This is a genomic window from Aquitalea sp. FG25 (genome assembly GCF_057809375.1).
In genome coordinates this window covers 112046-128836 of sequence record NZ_JBMDJV010000017.1, presented here as the reverse complement: position 1 = coordinate 128836, position 16791 = coordinate 112046, and the positions used below count along the sequence as shown (strand labels likewise).

Below are 16791 nucleotides of genomic sequence, written 5' to 3'. Positions count from 1 at the left end.
TTCGTTTCCGTCGCTGCGTTGTCTGCTGAGGAGGCGAACTATACCGCCCCACCCCCCCTCGTCAACACTTTGTGCGAGAAAAACTGCACTATTTTCCAAAAATAGATACAAGCCTTTGATTTTAAATAAATCGAGAAATTCCACCCCTGCACGAGAATGGTGCAAAAAGTGGAAGCATTGCTTGTTGCTCAGGATAATAGCCACCTCCTAACGCTCCCCTGGCCACCATATGTCCGCTCCCACCTGGATTTTCGATCTCGACGATACGCTGCATCAGGCCAGCCTGGGCATCTTTGCCCATATCAGTCGCATGATGAACCTGTATATGGAGCGGCATCTGGATATGTCAGCGGAGGAGGCCCGGCAGTTAAGACTGCACTACTGGCATCGTTATGGCGCCACCCTGCAGGGACTGATGCGTCACCACGATGTGGATGCCGGACATTTCCTACAGGAGACCCACGTGCTGGATGAGCTGTATCGCTGGTTGGTTTGGGAGCCGTCATTGGCCGCCACCCTGCGCGCTTTGCCTGGCCGCAAGATTGTGCTGTCCAACGGCCCGCAACACTATATAGAAGGGCTGCTGCAAAAAATGGATATTCGCCAGCAGTTTGCCGCCTGCTATGGCATGGAGAAAATGCACTTCCGTCCGAAACCGGACCGACGTGGCTTTCGCTGCATGCTGCAGGCGGAGCGGCTTGATCCGTCGCACTGCATCATGGTGGAGGATTCACTGCCTAATCTGTCTGCAGCCAAATCACTGGGTATGCGTACCGTATGGATCAGCCGCCAGTGCCGCAAACCGGCTTTTGTCGATGTGCGGGTCAACAAACTCAGCCAGTTACTGCGGCAGCGCTGGTAGGCGTTACCGCAGTCAGCCTTATCGACTTACCAGCGACCTTCGAAGAAGAAACGACGATAGCGCTCCACCCATGATGCGATCTGGTGACCGTTATCCTCCAGCCACTGCGGGTTGTAGTAACTATTGAGATAGCGGTTACCATCATCGCAGATCAGCGTAACCACTGAACCATGCCGTCCGTTACGGACCATATCGCTGACCAGTTCGCAAACACCGAACAGATTGGTGCCGGTGGAGCCGCCGCACTTGCGTCCCATCACCTCTTCCAGGAAGTGGATAGCGGCGTAGCTGGCCACATTGGGCACGCGGATGACTTTGTCGATAACGGTGGGGATGAACGATGGTTCCACACGTGGCCGACCAATACCTTCCACGCCAGAACCACCCTCACAACGGCAATCGGTATTTCCACTGTAATAGCTATCGTAAAATACCGAATTTTCCGGATCGACCACGCAGATTTGCGTCGAGAGCTTCTGGTAGCGCACATAGCGGCCAAAGGTGGCCGATGTGCCACCGGTCCCCGCGCCGCAGACAATCCACTCTGGTACCGGGTTGGGCTCCAGCTCCATCTGCTTGAAGATGGTGTCGGCGATATTATTGTTACCGCGCCAGTCTGTGGCGCGTTCGGCATAGGTGAACTGGTCCATGTAGTGACCGTTCAGCTCCTGCGCCAGACGGCGGGATTCTTCATAGATGGTGGCCGGATCATCCACCAGATGACAACGTCCGCCATAAAACTCGATGGAGCGGATTTTCTCTGCCGAGGTACCGCGTGGCATCACCGCGATGAAGGGCAGACCCAGCAAACGGGAAAAGTAGGCTTCCGAAACGGCGGTGCTGCCACTGGAAGCCTCGATGATGGTGGTGTTGTAGCGAATCCAGCCATTACACAAGCCATATAGAAAGAGTGAACGTGCCAGACGATGCTTGAGACTGCCGGTAGGGTGCGTGGATTCATCCTTGAAATACAGCTGGATCTGCGGCAGCGCCGGAATCTGCAGCGGTATCAGGTGCGTATCGCTGGAGCGGTTGAAATCCGCCTCAATCTTGCGGATGGCGGTGCTAGCCCAATTGCCCATTTTTATCTCCTGGATGCATAAATTTAGAATACATTATTCTATTGCATGGAAATAAAAAAGCGCCCCAGGTGGAGGCGCTTTTTTGCGGCAGGACAAATTGCTTAGAACTTGGTACCGATACCCAGACCAATCACCAGCGGATCGATCTTCAGGGTGCCGACTTGAGTACCGTTGGAAGCCAGGCTTACGTCGGTCTTCATCCAGATCTTTTTCACGTCAACGTTGACGAAGAAGCTCTTGCTGATCGGGAAGTCAGCACCGATTTGCAGGGCCGGGCCGTAGCTGTTCTTCTTCACTTTCAGATCAGCATTCACGCCCAGGTTGGCAGCATTCAGACCGGTATTGTAGAAGCGGGTGTAGTTGATACCGGCACCTACGTACGGACGGAATACGCTGCTATCCGGGGAGAAGTGGTATTGCACGGTCAGAGTCGGCGGCAGGGTGGATACCTTGCCCAGGCTCTTGTCACCAGTACCGGCGTTGGCAGTCACTTCGTGACGGCTAGTACCCAGGATCAGCTCAGCACCGATGTTGTTGGTGATCATGTAGGTGAAGTCCAGTTCCGGAACGGTGTCGTCTTTTGCGTCGACACTCTTCAGGCCCAGGGAGTTACCCAGAGCAGCGTTGCTCCAGGAAGAGGACGGGTTCACGTTGATCACGCGGAAACGCGCGATGATGTCGCCTTGAGCGGCGAAGGCGCTAGCGGAAATCAGACCGATGGCCGCAGCCAGAGCAAGCTTTTTCATTTTGTATTCTCCAAGAGTGTAGGCAAGTTCACGGTCTTGGGCTACCACCGTAATTGACTTTCTAATAGGCCGGCAGTAGCTTGCGACGTTCAAGCGGAGGTTAACCAAACCTCCCGGTCAAAACTTTGCTTAAGATCATGAAACAGTCATGAAATATGCCGACCTGCGGGACTTTGTTGCTCAATTGGAACAGCAAGGTGAATTGAAAAGAATCGATGTACCGGTATCTCCATATTTGGAGATGACTGAAATCGGCGACCGGGTACTGAAGGCGGCTGGCCCGGCCCTGCTGTTCACAAACCCCCGGCAAGATACACGGTCGTACAGCATGCCAGTACTGGCCAATCTGTTTGGCACACCCAAGCGGGTGGCCATGGGGATGGGCGCCAGCGATGTCATGCAGCTGCGGGAAATCGGCAAGACACTTGCCTATCTGAAAGAGCCGGAACCACCCAAGGGCTTGCGTGAGGCCTGGGACAAGCTGCCCTTGCTCAAGCAGGTGCTGTCGATGGCACCCAAGGTGGTCAGCAAAGCCCCCTGCCAGCAGATTGTGTGGGAAGGCGATGAGGTTGATTTGTCGCGGTTACCGATCCAGCACTGCTGGCCCGGAGATGTTGCCCCACTGATTACCTGGGGCTTGACCGTGACCCGTGGCCCCAACAAGAAACGCCAGAATCTGGGCATTTACCGTCAGCAGGTCATTGGAAAAAACCGTGTCATCATGCGCTGGCTGGCCCACCGTGGTGGTGCGCTGGATTACCGCGAGTTCCGCCAGCAAAATCCTGACACGCCCTATCCGGTGGCAGTGGTGCTGGGCTGCGACCCGGCCACCATCCTCGGTGCCGTCACCCCGGTACCTGACACGCTGTCGGAGTACCAGTTTGCCGGCCTGCTGCGCGGCAGCAGAACCGAGCTGGTGAAGTGCATCGGCTCGGACCTGCAAGTACCGGCGCGGGCAGAAATCGTGCTGGAAGGTCACATCCACCCCAATGACATGGCACTGGAAGGCCCGTATGGCGACCATACCGGCTATTACAACGAGCAGGACCATTTTCCGGTTTTCACCATCGACCGCATCACCATGCGTGAGAATCCGATTTATCACAGTACCTATACCGGCAAGCCGCCGGATGAGCCTGCCGTACTAGGCGTGGCACTGAACGAGGTATTCGTGCCCATTCTGCAAAAGCAGTTTCCGGAAATCGTCGATTTTTACCTGCCACCGGAAGGTTGCAGCTATCGCATGGCGGTGATCAGCATCAAGAAGCAATACCCCGGTCACGCCAAGCGGGTAATGATGGGCTGCTGGAGCTTCCTGCGCCAGTTCATGTACACCAAGTTCATCATCGTGGTGGACGATGACGTGGACTGCCGCGACTGGAAGGAAGTGATGTGGGCCATTACCACCCGCATGGATCCGGTGCGCGATACCACACTGATTGAGCACACCCCAATTGACTACCTGGACTTTGCCAGCCCGGTTTCCGGTTTGGGCGGCAAGATGGGGCTGGATGCCACCAATAAGATGCCAGGCGAAACCAACCGCGAATGGGGTGTTCCCATCGTGATGGATGATGCCGTCAAGGCCAGGGTGGATGCGCTGTGGGAGCAGCTGGAACTGTAAGTAGCCTTGCCAGGCCGGCTATTTTCCTGTCGGCTGGCAATGCCTGTTATCATCGCGGCGTCAATTCGTCTCTGGAGCATTTATGTCTGATCTGCACAATCCTAATTCCGCCCAGCGCCTGAAGCGCCTGAATCATCGCCAGCGTAAAAAAATGCGCGTGGGTGAATACCGCGAGCTTGGTTTCCATCTGATTGCCACCATTGCTGCCGACGTCAATACCGACAGCTTGCTGGATGACTGGCTGAACTGCATCGATGACGCGGCTATCAGCTTTGGCGGTCATTTTGATGGCAAGAGCCGCCTGGAAGGCGTGGTTTTCCCGGTGGGTGAAGTGGCCATTACGGAAGAGATCCGTGCCAAGCTGGTAGCCTGGCTGCAAGCACGCAGTGAAGTTTCCGATGTTGAAGCCGGTGACCTGATTGATTTGTGGCACTCGGTGTAATAACGCGGTCACCCAATAAAAAACCGGCTGAGAGGCCGGTTTTTTTATTGCTGGACTTATTTACTGCTGACTCGGGTTTACTGCTGACTCAGGACAGCTTGCGAAACACCCGGTAGCCGACATACAGCCAGGTTTCTCTGGCAAGAAATTTGATCTTGTTGCTCCAACTGACATAACGGCTGGATTCGGTCGGCGCAGGTGCGGCAGCCATGCCCAGGTCATGCGCCATCAACACCGCCCGGCGCATATGCAGCGGGTCGCTGACCAGCAAGAAGGAATGTATTCCGAAGGGTCCAGCCAACTTGCCGGCATTTTCCAGATTCTGCCAAGTAGTGCGCGATTCGTTTTCCGCCAGCATCGCAGTCATTGGCACGCCCTGGCGCAAGGCAAATTCGCGACCGACATCGGCCTCGGTGGGATAGCCCGGCTCCGGGGTGCCACCAGTGAACACGATCCAGCGCACCCGCCCCTGCTTGTAGAGTGTCACCGCATGATTGATGCGCTCGCGCAGTACTGGTGAAGGCTTGCTACCCCAGGCAGCAGCACCCAGTACCAGTGCAGCATCTGCGGGCTGCGTGGCGGGCTCATCGGCATAACGGGCAATGCTCCAGGCCATATAGCCAAAGCCGAGCAACACCATCAGCACGGCCAGCAGGAAACCTTTGAGCATCAGACGCAGATAAAGCATGAAGCAATGGCCAATGGCAGCAGAAAGAAGGGAAACCCGATTGTAACCCTGTTGACGGACAGATGGCAGCCACTGCCGGTTCAGCCCGTCGGCATGGCGGGTAGTCGATCGCATAAGAAAACAGCAGCCTGATTACTTTTCCAGCTCCCAGATTGCCGCCTGCAACGACTCCATCCGTTGGCTCAGTGCCTGCTGCGCATCTTCCAGCGCCTGGTTATAAATCTGCCGGCCAATCTGCGCCGCGACAAAGTCGAGCAGAAACTGGGCGTCAAATGCCCCGACATCCACTTGCAATTCATTGGACAGGTACTGCTGCAGGGCGGGTGCCAATTGTTGCAATTGCTGCTGACTGAGCATGGACTGGGTGGGCATGGCTGGGCTTTCATCCGAATGAAGCCCGGCATTGTGCCTTGCGGCAAGGCATGCTGCAAAGATGATTGTCCGCTGCTAGCGCAACAGCGCGCGCCCGATATCCACCAGGCCTTGTAATAAATGCTGGCCGGTGCGCTGTTGCAAACGCTGTCCGGTCTGGTAAAGCTGGCAGGGGTCGTGCGCTGGTGCTGGCAACTGACGGTACAGTGCCAGCTGGGTCTGGCCATTGCCGTGCAGCAGCGTGATGGTATCGGCCCCCGCTCGGCGGACCAGCCGGTTCAGCTTGTCGGGCAAGGCCGCCGGACTACACCACACATGGCCGGAATGAAAGACCGACGAACGCAGTACTTCTTGCTGGCTACGGCCATGCTCGGCAAGGCAGCCTAGCCAGCGCGGGCTGTTTTCCAGCCACCAGATCAGTACCTGTATCATGATCAAGCTCCATTGTGCATTGCACAATAAACTTATACATCCAGTCCCAGCCGGGCACAAGCAATAAAAAAATGGCCGGGTAAGCTACCCGGCCAACACAGGAAAGTCGGTACCGGACAAGTACCGACAGCAGAACACGGTTATGACAGCCAGCGCGGCTGAGTCAATGCTTCGGGCAGCAGGGCTTCGTCAAGTTGGGCGCGTTGCATCAGGCCACGCTCCAGTACGATGTCGTAGACACTACCGCCAGTGGCATGGGCTTCTGCGGCCACGGCAGTGGCGGCAGCGTAGCCAATAATGGGATTAAGCGCGGTGACCAGACCAATGGAATTCAGTACATCAGCCCGCAGCTTGGCTTCATTGGCTGTGATGCCTTTGACGCAATGCTCGGTCAGCGTGGTGCAGGCATTGGACAAATGGCGCACGCTGCGGAACATGCTGTAGGCAATCACCGGCTCGAAGGCATTGAGCTGCAACTGGCCGCCTTCGGCTGCCATGGTGATGGTCATGTCGTTGCCGATCACCTCGAAAGCCACCTGGTTGACCACTTCCGGAATCACCGGATTAACCTTACCCGGCATGATGGATGAGCCAGCCTGACGCGCCGGCAGATTGATGTCGCCAATACCGGCACGCGGGCCGGAGGACAGCAGGCGCAAATCGTTACATGTCTTGGACAACTTGACGGCCACGCGCTTGAGCACGCCGGAGAGCTGCACGAAAGCGCCGCAGTCCTGGGTGGCTTCGATCAGATTGGGGGCGGTCATCAGCTTCAGGCCGGTCAGCTCGGACAGATGCAGGCACACCAGCCGTGCATAGTCCGGGTGAGCGGTAATGCCGGTACCGATGGCAGTGGCACCCAGATTGATTTCCAGCATCAGGGCGCGCGCTTCGCTCAGGCGCTGCTCGTCTTCACCCAGCATCACGGCGTAGGTCTGAAACTCCTGACCCAATGTCATCGGTACGGCGTCCTGCAGTTGGGTCCGGCCCATCTTCAGTACGTTTTTGAATTCTTCGGCCTTGGCGGCAAAAGCTTCGCGCAACACAAACATGGTGCGCTGCAGGCGCAGCACGCCCCAGTAAGTAGCCAGGCGCAAGGCCGTGGGATACACGTCATTGGTGCTCTGGCTCATGTTGACGTGTTCGTTGGGGTGCAGCTTGTCGTACTCGCCCTTGCCATAGCCCAGGATTTCCAATGCCCGGTTGGCGATGACTTCGTTGGCATTCATATTGGTGGAGGTACCAGCACCACCCTGGATCACATCCACCACGAACTGATCGTGCAGCTTGCCATCCACCAGTTCTTCGCATGCATCGACAATGGCCTGGGCACGCACGTCATCCAGGAGACCCAGATCACGGTTTGCCTGGGCAGCCGCTTTCTTGATCTGTGCCAGGGCGATGATCAGGTCGCCATAGCTGGCGATGGTCTGGCCGGTGATGGGGAAGTTTTCCACGGCACGCAGGGTGTGAACACCCCAGTATGCAGCAGCCGGGACGGCGCGATCGCCAAGCAAGTCGTGTTCGATACGGGTGGACATGCAGCAAGCCTTTGTCGGTGGTCCCCGCCCATGCGGAGTGATGGGGGCAGACTGTAGGCCGGCAGGAGGTGACTTGGCTAATTCCGATTCGCAATCACATCATGCAAATTTTGCATAACCATTAAAAACCGCTACCGCAGCAAGACGAATGGCTGAAGGCACACCGCCCGACCGGCACTGAAGTGGAAGACCGGGCAGCGTGCGGACGGGCGGCTACCTGGATATCAGCAAGCAGGCCACCGGCGCTATGATGCCGCGTCCTGATAGCTCAGATCACCCACCTTGAGAAGCTGGTACTGTCCATTCTGATAGCGCAGCACGGTAATGCTGCAGTTGGGGATATCCGCCCCCTTGGCCTGGCCATGCACCAGCGCATCCAGAATGGTGAGAATGGCCCCACCATGACTGACTACCAGCACATTACCGCCCCCTGCCGCTGCGGCCTTGCTCACGGCCTCCTGCATGCCAGCGCGCAGGCGCGAGACGATTTGCGGATAGGTTTCCGCCCAGCCACGCGGATCGGCATCATGAATGGCCTGGGCAATAGCGCTGTCGCTCATCTTGCGGGTGAACTCTGCCCAGTTTCCCCACTGCGGATCAAAGACCATTCCCTGCTGACGGAATAAAGGTGTCCACATCTCCGCGTCTGGCCTGCCTTCAAAGCTGCCGTAATTCCATTCCCGCAAGCGCTCGTCTTCCTGTACCGGCAGCGTGCTCTGCTGGCCCTGGGCCAGTACGATCCTGGCGGTGGCGCGTGCCCGTCCCAAATCACTGCTGTAGGCCGCAATGAAGTGAATGTTGGCCAAGCCCCTGCCTGCCGCCTCAGCCCCCTTGATACCCGCCGCCGTCAGCGGGGTATCAGACCAGCCTTGCACCTGGTTGGTGGTATTGAACATGGTTTTGCCATGACGCAATAAATAGACATCCACCACCGGGCTGCCGGCTGCGACAACAATATTGCCTGCCAGCATGGCCAGGCAGCACGCCAGCCATTGCATGATTTTGCCGTACCTCATTACGCCCCCTCTGTCCTTGTAATCTTCGCGAGCGCTCATGCTAGAAAATCGGTAGGCAAGTAACAGCAGGCAATCGCCTAAAAGCTGCCGCGTTTGGTCCGGATCATGCGGGAGGCCTACACCGGTTGTACGCTGGCCGCCAGGTAATCCCAGAATGCATCCAGCTCCGGTCGGCTGCGCTTGTTATCGCGATACAGCCGTACTTCCATGTCCACACTCCAGCCTTGCGCTGCTGCCAATACCAGTTGCCCGGTGCGTAACTCGTTCTGCACCGAGCTGGTTGGCAGAAATGCCACACCATGTCCTTCCAGCACCATGTTTTTCAGCCCCTCTGCCATGTCCGTTTCGTAACGCAGCGACAGGAAGGTGGGGGCCGGTGCGGCTTCGAGAATCAGGTCGGTCATCAGGCGGAAGTAGGCATTGCTGGCGTAGCCCAGAAACGGCAGCGGCTGCGCGGCAGTGCCGGGCAGGGCGTAACGTGGCGCGTGGTCGGAATTGCTGCGCACATAAGGCCGCAGGGTTTCCACCCCCAGCCGCAGGCCACTGTAACGTGGATCGGTGAGTTCCACCGGCTGCTTCGGGTGGTGGTAGCACATCAGCAGATCGCAGCCACCCTCAACAAAGGCCAGCAAGGCGTCGTGCACATTGCTGGCTTGCAGGCGGCAGGACAGCGGGCCAAAGCCCTGCTCCATCTGCGTGAGCCATTTGGGGAAAAAGGAAAACGACAGCGTATGTGGCACGGCAAGGCTGAGGGTACCTGCCGGCAAGGGCTGCAAGCCGCGCAACTGGGCCCGGGTGCTGTTGATCTGTGCCAGCATCTGCACCGCCTGCTCACGCAGCAATTCGCCGGCAGCAGTCAGCTTGGTCGGATAGGTAGTGCGATCTATCAGATCGGCACCAAGCCAGCTTTCCAGTGATTTGATACGCCGCGAAAATGCCGGCTGAGTAAGGTGACGAACCTCGGCGGAACGGGTAAAACTACCGGTATCAGCCAGAACCAGAAAGTCCTCCAGCCAGCGGGTTTCCATTCTGATTAACTCCCAAGTCTATTGCTGTTAATTATTCTTTAAATTCATCCAACTATTCAGAGCATTCGCCATCAATTGTTGCAGGATTTGATATTTTACAATGCTGTATCGCGCATTGCCCCTACAATGCTGCAAACGAAGAACTTGTCTGACAATGAGAATCACACACACTATCTGGCGGCGGGTCCTCGGCCTGTTGCCCGGCGAAATTGCCAGCGATGAAACCAGTTGGCTGATCAGCCCTCATCAGCACATGCCCTTGCTGCAGCAGCGCCGTGCGCTGATGCTGGTCAATCGCGTCCGGCTGTTTGCCCTGCTGTTTGCGGTGCTTACCCCACTGTGGATTGTGGTAGACGTGCTTGCCTTACCAGCGGGATTATGGGAAAGGCTGGCTACCCTGCGTCTGCTTTCCACCATCGCCTTTGCCGCGCTGGTGGTGTGGTACCCGCAAGATGGGCGGCTGAAACCGGCCTATCAGGGCATGGCCATGCTGTTTTCCATCCCGACGCTGTTCTACATCGGCTCACACATGCTGATGACACAGTACCACCTGGAGGGCGTATCGGCCGCCGTGGGAACCGGCTACGCCTTCCTGCCTTTTGTGCTGCTGGCTGCCATTGCTATCTTCCCGCTTTCCATGCTGGAGAGCCTGGCATTTACCATGCCGGTGCTGCTGGCTTATGCACTGGCCTGGATGTTGGACTGGTCGGTTGCCAGCTGGCCATCTTTTGGTGGTGAATTCTGGTTGCTGTCGCTGCTGGCGGCAGTTTCATCGCTGGCGAGTATCAGCCAGCTGGCCTTTATCATTGCCCTAGTCGGGCAGACCATTCGCGACCCGCTCACCGCAGCCTTCTCACGCCGCAGCGGTATCGAAATGCTGGAGCTGCAGCTGGTGAATGCCGAACGCAACCAGCTACCACTGGCCATTGCCTTCATCGACCTGGATCACTTCAAGAGCATCAACGATTCCTTTGGTCATGCCGCTGGCGACAAGACCCTCAAGCTGCTGGTGCAGCAGATTCAGCTGAACATGCGGCGGGGGGACGTGCTGGTGCGCTGGGGAGGTGAAGAATTTTTGCTACTGATGCCCAATACCGACCGGCTGCAAGGTGAGATTGCGCTGGAGCGCCTGCGTAACAACGGCCTGGGCCAGCGTCCTGACGGAACGCCACTTACCGCCAGTATCGGCCTGGCAGAGCGCCTGGCTGACAAATGCAGTACGCGCCGCCAGCTGGTAGAACTGGCGGATGCGCGCATGTATCGTGCCAAACAGCAAGGACGGAACCAGGTAATCAGCTGCTGACAACCATGTTGCCTAGCCCTGCTGCAGTACTACCCAATCCTGAGTGGCAGGTGCAGCACGGAATTCATGTACCACTTGCTGCATCAGCGCAAATGCCTGTGCACCATCCAGCGCACGGCAGGCTGTATCCAGCTGTTGCAGGAAGTGTTGCAGTTCCTCCGCTGGTAAATGATATTCCTGCGCCCGCAGAATGCGCGGGTGGTCGGTGGGCAGTACGTTGTCGCCAATCAGCAGCTCTTCGTACAGTTTTTCACCCGGACGCAAGCCGGAGAAGCGGATTTCAATATCGCCGCCCGGATGCTTGTCGTCGCGCACTTCCAGCCCGGACAAATGCACCATGCGTCGTGCCAGATCGGCAATTTTCACCGGCTCGCCCATGTCCAGCACAAACACGTCACCGCCCTCACCCATCGCCCCGGCCTGAATCACCAGCTGGGCTGCTTCCGGAATGGTCATGAAGTAACGCGTGATGTCCGGATGGGTTACGGTTACCGGCCCACCAGCCTTGATCTGCTTCTTGAACAAAGGCACCACCGAACCAGAGCTGCCCAGCACATTGCCAAAACGCACCATGACAAAGCGGGTTTTGCTGCCGCTGGCGTGACGGCCCTGCAAGGTGAGTTCTGCCAGCCGCTTGGTGGCGCCCATCACATTGGTGGGGCGTACTGCCTTGTCAGTGGAAATCAGTACAAAGGTATCCACGCCGCAGTCTTCTGCCGCCCGCGCGGTGGTGTCGGTGCCAAAAGCATTATTCAGAATGCCAGCCACCGGATTGTGTTCCACCATCGGCACATGCTTGTACGCTGCCGCGTGATACACCGTTTCCACCTTGAAGGTGCGCATGATCTGGCACAGCCGGGCGTGGTCGGTGACCGAACCCAATACCGGGGTACGCGGAATGTCCGGGGCCAGTTGCGCCAGCTCCTGGTCGATGGCGTACAAGGCAAACTCGGTCAGCTCGAACAGCACGATGCGCGCCGGATTGTTGCGCGCGATCTGCCGTACCAGTTCGGAACCAATGGAACCACCAGCGCCGGTAATCATCACCACCCGGCCCTGAATATTGCGGGCCAATAGCTCAGGGCGTGGCGGTACCGGGTCGCGGCCCAGCAGGTCTTCGATTTCCACTTCCTTGAGTTCTTCCACCCGCGCTTCACCCGATACCAGGTCAGCCATGCCGGGCAGGCGCTTGATGGGAATGCGCAGGTGTTCCAGCGACTCCAGAATTTCCCGCTGACGGCCACGGCTGACCGAAGGCATGGCCAGCAAGATGCAGCTGGCAGCGGTTTCCTCGATCAGCACAGGCAGATCGTCTGGCGCATGCACGCTCAGGCCGCGATAGGTACGCCGCCAGCTTTCCGGGTTGTCATCGACAAAGGCCATCGGCCGGTATTCCTTGCCCGCTTGCAAGGCCAGCATCAGCTGTACCCCGGCCTGACCGGCACCATAGATGATGACGTGTTCACGCGGGGCATCCACCGAATCGATCCGCCGAACCAGGCCGCGCAGCACAAAGCGGCTGCCGCCGATATAGGCCATGGCAAACATCCAGAAAATGATGATGGACGAACGCGGAAACGGCGCGATGCGCGCCATCACGATCACCGCCGTCAACACCAGCACCGCCAGGCTCACCCCGGTGAACACGGTGTAGACGATCTTGTCGTCCAGATACTTCAACACCGCACGGTACAGCCCCAGCTTGACGAAGATGGGAATCACCCACAGCGGTGGAACCACAAAGATCCACAGATAAGGGTTGAGCTTGGGGTCCCAATAGCCGCCCAGGCGCAGTACCACGGCGCACCACAGGGCCAATGGCAGCAGCAGCGCATCCATCAGCGCCAGCAGGGCCATTTTGTTGTGGCGGGAAAAGGTCAGCAGTTTGTCTAGCATGTCGAATCGACTTTCACGGCCATCAGCGCAGCACGATTTTCAGCAAGGTGGCGAAGATGATGCGGATATCTTCTAGCAGGCTGTGCGTTTGCGCATAGCGCACGTAATAGCCCAGTTTTTCCGGTAGCACCTGTTCGATGTAAGCGCGCTCCGGGTCCGCCGCACGGCCCAGAATCTCGTTTTCATCAATCATGCGGATAGAAGCCCAGTCGGTAATGCCGGGGCGTACCGACAACACGATGTCACGCACCTCATCCGGGTAATGCGCCACATACTTGGGCACTTCCGGGCGCGGGCCTACCAGGCTCATGTCGCCAAACAGCACGTCCAGCAATTGCGGCAGTTCATCCAGCTTGCTCTTGCGCAAAAAGTGCCCGGCACCGGTGACGCGGCTGTCCGCGCCCACGGTAAGCTGGCCCTGCACCTCGGTATTCACCTGCATGGTGCGGAATTTGTGGATGCGAAACAGCATGCCGCCCCGCCCTACCCGCACCTGGCGGAAAAACACCGGGCCGGGGGAATCCAGCTTGATCCACAAGGCCACCAGCAGCAGCGGCAAGGCCAGCAGCAGCAAGCCGATGCTGGACGCAATCAGGTCGAACAGCCGCTTGAGCAAAGGCGAACCGGCACCTGGCGGACGGCAGCAAGGCGGTAGCAAGGTCGGGGACTGGCCCAGCCCGGAATCACGCTGCTGGCTCATGCGCCCAGAATCTCACGCACGGCGGCAATCACGCGGGTCTGATCGGCCTCGGTCATGCGGGTGTATAGCGGCAGGGTGACTTCGGCTTCAAAAGCGGCATCGGCCACCGGGAAGGCGGCACGGTCCAGTTGATAGCCATCCCGCCATACCGGCTGGCGATGCAGCGGAATAAAGTGAACCGAGCAGCCAATGCCCTTTTCGGCCATGCGCACGATGAAATCATCACGGCTGATGCCCGCTTCCGGCTTGATACGCACCGGATACAGATGCCAGGCATGCTGGCTGCCGGCATGCGCGGGACGCGCCGGCAGAATCAGCGGCAGGTCGGCCAGTTCGCGGTCGAAACGGGCAGCCATCAGCTCGCGCTTGTGCTGGAAACCGGCAATTTTCTTCAGCTGATGAATACCCATGGCGGCGGCGGTGTCCGGCATATTGTATTTGAAGCCGGGGGCCACCACTTCGTAGAACCAGGCTGGGGTCTTGGACACATAGCGGTCGAAGGCATCGCGGCTGATACCGTGCAGACGCATGATCTTGCAGCGGGCAATGATGTCCTTGTTTTTGGACACCACCATGCCGCCTTCGCCTGTAGTCATGGTTTTGTTGGCGTAGAAGCTGAACACGGTGACGTCCGAATCCAGCGTACCCACCAGCTTGCCTTTATACGTAGTCGGCAGCGCATGGGCAGCATCTTCCACCACTTTCAGGCCATGTTCGCGGGCGATGGCCAGGATTTCGTCCATCTCGCAAGCGAGGCCGGCAAAGTGCACCGGCATGATGGCACGGGTTTTCGGGGTGATGGCCGCGCGGATGGCAGCCGGGCTGATATTGAAAGTAGCCGGGTCCACATCCACCACGACCGGGTCTGCACCCAGGTAACGCACCACTTCGGCGGTGGCGGTAAAGGTGTAGCTGGGGACAATCACCTCGTCACCCGGCTGGATGCCGATGGCTTCCAGTGCCAGGTGCAGACCGGCGGTGGCGGAGTTGACGGCAATCGCCTCCACGCCTTCACCGATGAAGGCGGCAAAGTCGGCCTCAAACTGCTTGGTCTTGGGGCCGGTGGTCACCCAGCCGGAACGCAGCGCATCCACCACTTCATTGATTTCGTCTTCGCCGATATCCGGCAGCGCAAAGGGCAGGAATTTCTGTTCGCTCATTTTCGTCATCTTCAATATGCGTCGTTATTCATGGCTGGCAGCCCACGTCGGGCTACCAGTCGCGTATTCGGTCTTGTCAGCGGCGCTTAGCGCGGCTAACAAAATAGCGTAGCGGCCTGGGGCAAGGCGCGCCGCCGCAGACAGTACAATGAGTACGGCAAGGCGGCGCAACGCAGCAGCAGGTTTTTTGTTAGCTGCGCTTACTGGCGCGCCAGATTATCCGTCGCCGGCTTGTCCTTCAGCGCATCCGCCGCGCGCTTGCCCAGCTTTTGTGTGGGCAGTTCCACCCAGCGGTTAATGGCCAGTGCCAGATACCAGGTCATCACCGTGGCCGCAGCCACCAGCAGCCACCACGGCAGATTGTAGCCAGCCAGCACTTCCATCAGCACATAGCCGGCATTGGAATGACACACATACCAGGCGTAGCTGACAGCGGCCACGCGCGCCAGCCATGGGCTGCTCCAGGTTGCCGGGCGCAATACGCCCAACACAAACAGGCTGATGCCGATGGCGTAGCTGCCGTACAGTTCTAGCGACGGCCAGTTAGTCACCCACACAAACAGGGCCAGCAGGCCGACAAAATGCAGCACGGTTTCCACTGCACCGGCCTGGCCGGTGAGATAGAAATAACACCAGCACCCGGCAAACATCAGCGGGAAATAACACACCACCGAAGACAGGAAATACTGATCATAAGCCCAGAAATGCGCCAGCTGACCGTGCAGGCCTTGCGCATCCGGCCCACGGCACAGCATGGCCACCAGCGGCAGCAGCAGCCAGATGGCCCATTTGATGCGTTTGCCGGTTAGCGCAAAGGCCGTGCCCAGCAAGGCGTAGAACCACAGCTCCACCTTCAGCGTCCACATCACCGGGTCGATATTGCGTCCGCCCAGCATGTCCTGAAAGGCAATGCTGATATGGCCGATGACATCGCGCCGGGTGATGTCGAAGTCGTTATCGGCCAACCAGGCGGCAATCCACAAGGCAATCAGTGTTACCGCCAGCCCGGCCCAGTAGGTGGGGTAAATGCGGAACACCCGCGATACGGCAAAGCGCAGCCCGCCCATGCGGGTAAGCGACAGCGGAATCAGCAAGCCGGAAATCAGCAGGAACAGCCCTACCCCAACCGCGCCCAGATTAAAGGGCAATACGAAGGAAGCACCGGCATAGCCTTCCAGCGGGTCCATATTGAGGATGTCGCTGATGCGGTTGCGATGCTGCCAGAAGGTTTGGGTGAAATGAAACAGAATCACACACAGGATGGCCACGCCACGCAGGCCATCGGCAAAATCAAAACGGACATGCTGCTTGTTGCTACTCATCCCGTACTCACCGGTCTCCCGGCGTGACATCACGCCGGTCATCAAGGTTAAAACCGCTATTATCCTCGCCGTTAGTACAGGTTTGCACGGTTTTTTGTCTCTCTTCTGCACACGCAAACGACTGCTGCAAATCAAACTGCGCCAGATTGGCAGTGAAGGGATCAGCCGGCGCGGCCTGAGTGCGCTCACGGCGGCGGCGCAGCTGCTTGACCAGCATTTCCAGCAAAGTAAGCGGCAAAAACAGCAACACCAGCACGATCCAGCCAAAGACATGCCAGTGCGCCAGCAGCTTCAGCCACTCGGGTGCGGGCTGACCGCCGCCATGTTTATCCCAGAAAAACATGGCACCACAAAACAGGCCGAACCAGGCAGCCAGCAAATATTTCTGCAGCGCTGACCATTGCCGCCAACTGGCCAGTGCGTAACAGCCCAGGTGTAGTGCCAGCAAGGCCAGCGCCCACAGCGGGCCGGTATCCAGCAGCATGGCCAGCAGCACCATGCTGCCAAAGAACACAGCCACCCCGAGCGCCAGCTTCAGGCCAAGACGCAGCAGTTCTCCCAACAGGCGCAACATGGC

18 protein-coding genes are annotated in these 16791 nt (G+C 58.2%); 4 read left to right on the top strand and 14 right to left on the bottom strand.

The window, feature by feature from the left end; translation table 11 throughout:
- The coding region (locus tag ACODR9_RS16045) for a hypothetical protein (protein ID WP_488810411.1) at window positions 1–204 on the bottom strand (204 nt) is incomplete at its 3' end.
- A gap of 25 nt (window positions 205–229) precedes the next feature.
- On the opposite strand from ACODR9_RS16045, the gene ACODR9_RS16040 reads away from it, so the two are divergent.
- Window positions 230–862, top strand: a complete 633-nt coding sequence (locus tag ACODR9_RS16040; protein WP_488810410.1) for a pyrimidine 5'-nucleotidase — start codon at window positions 230–232, stop codon at window positions 860–862.
- A gap of 26 nt (window positions 863–888) precedes the next feature.
- On the opposite strand, the gene ACODR9_RS16035 is transcribed toward ACODR9_RS16040, so the two are convergent.
- The gene (locus ACODR9_RS16035) at window positions 889–1944 is read right to left on the bottom strand and encodes a PLP-dependent cysteine synthase family protein (protein WP_488810409.1); all 1056 of its coding nucleotides are present in this window, start codon (window positions 1942–1944) and stop codon (window positions 889–891) included.
- 101 nt (window positions 1945–2045) lie between these two features.
- Entirely contained in the window at window positions 2046–2690 is a 645-nt protein-coding gene (locus tag ACODR9_RS16030; RefSeq protein WP_488810408.1) for an OmpW/AlkL family protein, read from the bottom strand.
- A gap of 148 nt (window positions 2691–2838) precedes the next feature.
- On the opposite strand from ACODR9_RS16030, the gene ubiD reads away from it, so the two are divergent.
- Together ubiD and ACODR9_RS16020 are read left to right on the top strand one after the other, a co-directional pair.
- Window positions 2839–4314: a 4-hydroxy-3-polyprenylbenzoate decarboxylase gene (gene ubiD, locus ACODR9_RS16025; RefSeq protein WP_488810407.1), complete on the top strand. Its 1476-nt coding sequence runs from the start codon at window positions 2839–2841 to the stop codon at window positions 4312–4314.
- A gap of 82 nt (window positions 4315–4396) precedes the next feature.
- A complete protein-coding gene (locus ACODR9_RS16020) occupies window positions 4397–4756 on the top strand; it encodes a 50S ribosome-binding protein YggL (protein ID WP_488810406.1) in 360 nt (119 codons plus the stop codon).
- A gap of 88 nt (window positions 4757–4844) precedes the next feature.
- On the opposite strand, the gene ACODR9_RS16015 is transcribed toward ACODR9_RS16020, so the two are convergent.
- The 6 genes from ACODR9_RS16015 to ACODR9_RS15990 form a co-directional block, all read right to left on the bottom strand.
- Entirely contained in the window at window positions 4845–5558 is a 714-nt protein-coding gene (locus ACODR9_RS16015; protein WP_488810405.1) for a YdcF family protein, read from the bottom strand.
- Window positions 5559–5576: 18 nt separating this feature from the next.
- Window positions 5577–5816: a DUF2164 domain-containing protein gene (locus tag ACODR9_RS16010; protein ID WP_488810404.1), complete on the bottom strand. Its 240-nt coding sequence runs from the start codon at window positions 5814–5816 to the stop codon at window positions 5577–5579.
- Window positions 5817–5891: 75 nt separating this feature from the next.
- The gene (locus ACODR9_RS16005) at window positions 5892–6248 is read right to left on the bottom strand and encodes a hypothetical protein (RefSeq protein ID WP_488810403.1); all 357 of its coding nucleotides are present in this window, start codon (window positions 6246–6248) and stop codon (window positions 5892–5894) included.
- Between the two features lie 140 nt (window positions 6249–6388).
- The gene (aspA, locus tag ACODR9_RS16000; RefSeq protein ID WP_488810402.1) at window positions 6389–7789 is read right to left on the bottom strand and encodes an aspartate ammonia-lyase; all 1401 of its coding nucleotides are present in this window, start codon (window positions 7787–7789) and stop codon (window positions 6389–6391) included.
- 245 nt (window positions 7790–8034) lie between these two features.
- Window positions 8035–8805, bottom strand: a complete 771-nt coding sequence (locus ACODR9_RS15995; protein ID WP_488810401.1) for a histidine phosphatase family protein — start codon at window positions 8803–8805, stop codon at window positions 8035–8037.
- A gap of 116 nt (window positions 8806–8921) precedes the next feature.
- On the bottom strand, window positions 8922–9833 hold the full coding sequence (locus ACODR9_RS15990) for a LysR family transcriptional regulator (protein ID WP_488810400.1): 912 nt from the start codon (window positions 9831–9833) through the stop codon (window positions 8922–8924).
- 154 nt (window positions 9834–9987) lie between these two features.
- On the opposite strand from ACODR9_RS15990, the gene ACODR9_RS15985 reads away from it, so the two are divergent.
- Window positions 9988–11136, top strand: a complete 1149-nt coding sequence (locus tag ACODR9_RS15985) for a GGDEF domain-containing protein (RefSeq protein WP_488810399.1) — start codon at window positions 9988–9990, stop codon at window positions 11134–11136.
- Between the two features lie 12 nt (window positions 11137–11148).
- Here the strand turns inward: ACODR9_RS15985 and ACODR9_RS15980 are convergent, their stop codons facing one another.
- The 5 genes from ACODR9_RS15980 to ACODR9_RS15960 all read right to left on the bottom strand — a co-directional run bounded on the left by ACODR9_RS15980 (window position 11149) and on the right by ACODR9_RS15960 (window position 16788).
- Window positions 11149–13032, bottom strand: coding sequence for a polysaccharide biosynthesis protein (locus ACODR9_RS15980; RefSeq protein WP_488810398.1), 1884 nt, complete (start codon window positions 13030–13032; stop codon window positions 11149–11151).
- Window positions 13033–13054: 22 nt separating this feature from the next.
- Window positions 13055–13732, bottom strand: coding sequence for a sugar transferase (locus ACODR9_RS15975; protein WP_488810397.1), 678 nt, complete (start codon window positions 13730–13732; stop codon window positions 13055–13057).
- Entirely contained in the window at window positions 13729–14892 is a 1164-nt protein-coding gene (locus tag ACODR9_RS15970) for a DegT/DnrJ/EryC1/StrS family aminotransferase (protein WP_488810396.1), read from the bottom strand. The genes ACODR9_RS15975 and ACODR9_RS15970 overlap by 4 nt, the downstream gene beginning before the upstream one ends.
- 200 nt (window positions 14893–15092) lie before the next feature.
- On the bottom strand, window positions 15093–16214 hold the full coding sequence (locus tag ACODR9_RS15965; RefSeq protein WP_488810395.1) for an acyltransferase family protein: 1122 nt from the start codon (window positions 16212–16214) through the stop codon (window positions 15093–15095).
- 7 nt (window positions 16215–16221) lie between these two features.
- A complete protein-coding gene (locus tag ACODR9_RS15960) occupies window positions 16222–16788 on the bottom strand; it encodes a hypothetical protein (RefSeq protein ID WP_488810394.1) in 567 nt (188 codons plus the stop codon).
- Window positions 16789–16791 lie beyond the last annotated feature (3 nt).

Excerpts from the sequence above, each read along its gene's own strand:
- ACODR9_RS16040 (WP_488810410.1), top strand. The coding sequence starts at position 230 with ATGTCCGCTCCCACCTGGATTTTCGATCTCGACGATACGCTGCATCAG.
- ACODR9_RS16035 (WP_488810409.1), bottom strand. The coding sequence starts at position 1,944 with ATGGGCAATTGGGCTAGCACCGCCATCCGCAAGATTGAGGCGGATTTC.
- ACODR9_RS16030 (WP_488810408.1), bottom strand. The coding sequence starts at position 2,690 with ATGAAAAAGCTTGCTCTGGCTGCGGCCATCGGTCTGATTTCCGCTAGC.
- ubiD (WP_488810407.1), top strand. The coding sequence starts at position 2,839 with ATGAAATATGCCGACCTGCGGGACTTTGTTGCTCAATTGGAACAGCAA.
- ACODR9_RS16020 (WP_488810406.1), top strand. The coding sequence starts at position 4,397 with ATGTCTGATCTGCACAATCCTAATTCCGCCCAGCGCCTGAAGCGCCTG.
- ACODR9_RS16015 (WP_488810405.1), bottom strand. The coding sequence starts at position 5,558 with ATGCGATCGACTACCCGCCATGCCGACGGGCTGAACCGGCAGTGGCTG.
- ACODR9_RS16010 (WP_488810404.1), bottom strand. The coding sequence starts at position 5,816 with ATGCCCACCCAGTCCATGCTCAGTCAGCAGCAATTGCAACAATTGGCA.
- ACODR9_RS16005 (WP_488810403.1), bottom strand. The coding sequence starts at position 6,248 with ATGATACAGGTACTGATCTGGTGGCTGGAAAACAGCCCGCGCTGGCTA.
- aspA (WP_488810402.1), bottom strand. The coding sequence starts at position 7,789 with ATGTCCACCCGTATCGAACACGACTTGCTTGGCGATCGCGCCGTCCCG.
- ACODR9_RS15995 (WP_488810401.1), bottom strand. The coding sequence starts at position 8,805 with ATGAGGTACGGCAAAATCATGCAATGGCTGGCGTGCTGCCTGGCCATG.
- ACODR9_RS15990 (WP_488810400.1), bottom strand. The coding sequence starts at position 9,833 with ATGGAAACCCGCTGGCTGGAGGACTTTCTGGTTCTGGCTGATACCGGT.
- ACODR9_RS15985 (WP_488810399.1), top strand. The coding sequence starts at position 9,988 with ATGAGAATCACACACACTATCTGGCGGCGGGTCCTCGGCCTGTTGCCC.
- ACODR9_RS15980 (WP_488810398.1), bottom strand. The coding sequence starts at position 13,032 with ATGCTAGACAAACTGCTGACCTTTTCCCGCCACAACAAAATGGCCCTG.
- ACODR9_RS15975 (WP_488810397.1), bottom strand. The coding sequence starts at position 13,732 with ATGAGCCAGCAGCGTGATTCCGGGCTGGGCCAGTCCCCGACCTTGCTA.
- ACODR9_RS15970 (WP_488810396.1), bottom strand. The coding sequence starts at position 14,892 with ATGAGCGAACAGAAATTCCTGCCCTTTGCGCTGCCGGATATCGGCGAA.
- ACODR9_RS15965 (WP_488810395.1), bottom strand. The coding sequence starts at position 16,214 with ATGAGTAGCAACAAGCAGCATGTCCGTTTTGATTTTGCCGATGGCCTG.
- ACODR9_RS15960 (WP_488810394.1), bottom strand. The coding sequence starts at position 16,788 with ATGTTGCGCCTGTTGGGAGAACTGCTGCGTCTTGGCCTGAAGCTGGCG.